This window comes from Nocardia carnea, from assembly GCF_029869215.1.
GTDB lineage: Bacteria > Actinomycetota > Actinomycetes > Mycobacteriales > Mycobacteriaceae > Nocardia > Nocardia carnea_B.
Window position 1 is genome coordinate 1 of the sequence record NZ_JARWPM010000454.1, and the last position, 1218, is coordinate 1218.

Sequence of the window (1218 nt, forward strand, 5' to 3'; positions counted from 1 at the left end):
GGGCCCCCTCCCCCGCCGCCCCGGGGGGGGGGGGGGTGCCCGGCCCCCCCCCCCCCCCCCCCGGGGGGGCCCCCCCCCCCGGGGGCCCCCCCCGGCGCCGATGCTCAATTCTGGGTGACGGTGGTCGAGCGGTCGGAGGAATTCCAGGTGATCGTGCCGCCCTCGAATTCGCTCTTCTTGCCCTCCGGAGTGTCTTCCTCGTCGGAGGTCGGGAAGCCCAGTTCACCTTCGGCGCCGCCGTTGGCCTCCCACGCTTCCCGGATATCACCCCACACGATGTGGGCACCGGTCTCCTCGCTGAAGAAAATCGTGCCGCCGACGAAGTTCTGGTAGCGGCCGCCGTCACCGGCCACCTGCTCCTCGCCCTCGGGCATACCGAGCGTGCCGGCCGGACCGCCCGCTTCGGTGTACTTCTGATAAATGCTGCCGGATACCGTGACCTCCGTACCGTCCGGCGTCTGCACCGTGGTTTCGCCGGCATCGGCGTTGGGGTCCTCGTCGGGGGTCGGGGACCCCTCGGCGCCGGTGGTTTCGGTGGGCGAACCCTCCGCTCCCGGCGAGCCGGTCGGCGATTCGCCGGTGCCGGTATTGTCGCCCGGCATCACCGCCGAGGTCAGCGAGCCGACGTTATCCGAAACCGAGGTGTCGTCGTCGCCGCAACCTGCCACGAGCAGGCCCGCGGCCGCGAGCGCAAGGGTGAATCCAGCCGAACGTCGAGCGAAGTGATGCATATCCATCCTCTCGCGACAGGCCGGCGTGTGACGCGGTCGTGCCGCGCAACTCATCACCCCGGCTCGGTGAGGTGGCAACGCAACGGCTATCCGATGTGATAACCCGCGGCGCTACCACTTCGGTGGTCAGAGGGATCGTACCCGCTCGAGATCGACCCATAACAGTACGCCGGAAATTAGCTGCCCTGAATATGGCGCCGCACCCGCACAGCAACTGCCGGTTCAGCGGCAACTCGGCGATCCGGCCATGTTCGAACCGAGACATCCAGCCGACACCAGGACCAACCAGCGGTTCGAACACGGCCGTCCCTTACGCGCCCAGCGGCGGCGCCGAGTCTTACGAGGCCCTTGGACGGTTCGGCCCGTGCCCCGGGGGGGCGCGGGGGGGGGGTGGGGGGGCGCCCCGGGGGGGGGGGGGGGGGCCCGGGGGGCCAAGGGGGGGGGCCCCCCGGGGGGCGGCGGGGGGGGGGAAAAAAGACCCGCGGCC

The 1218-nt window shown here is 71.3% G+C and carries 1 protein-coding gene; it reads right to left on the reverse strand.

The annotated features are described in order from the left end of the window. Positions 1-104: 104 nt before the first annotated feature. Positions 105-731 (reverse strand): LGFP repeat-containing protein, encoded by a 627-nt coding sequence (locus QH276_RS34775; protein ID WP_280401439.1) that lies wholly within the window; start codon positions 729-731, stop codon positions 105-107. Positions 732-1218: the final 487 nt, after the last annotated feature.

Bases quoted from the DNA above. Each gene is read 5' to 3' on its own strand.
- QH276_RS34775 (WP_280401439.1), bottom strand. From the start codon at position 731: ATGCATCACTTCGCTCGACGTTCGGCTGGATTCACCCTTGCGCTCGCG.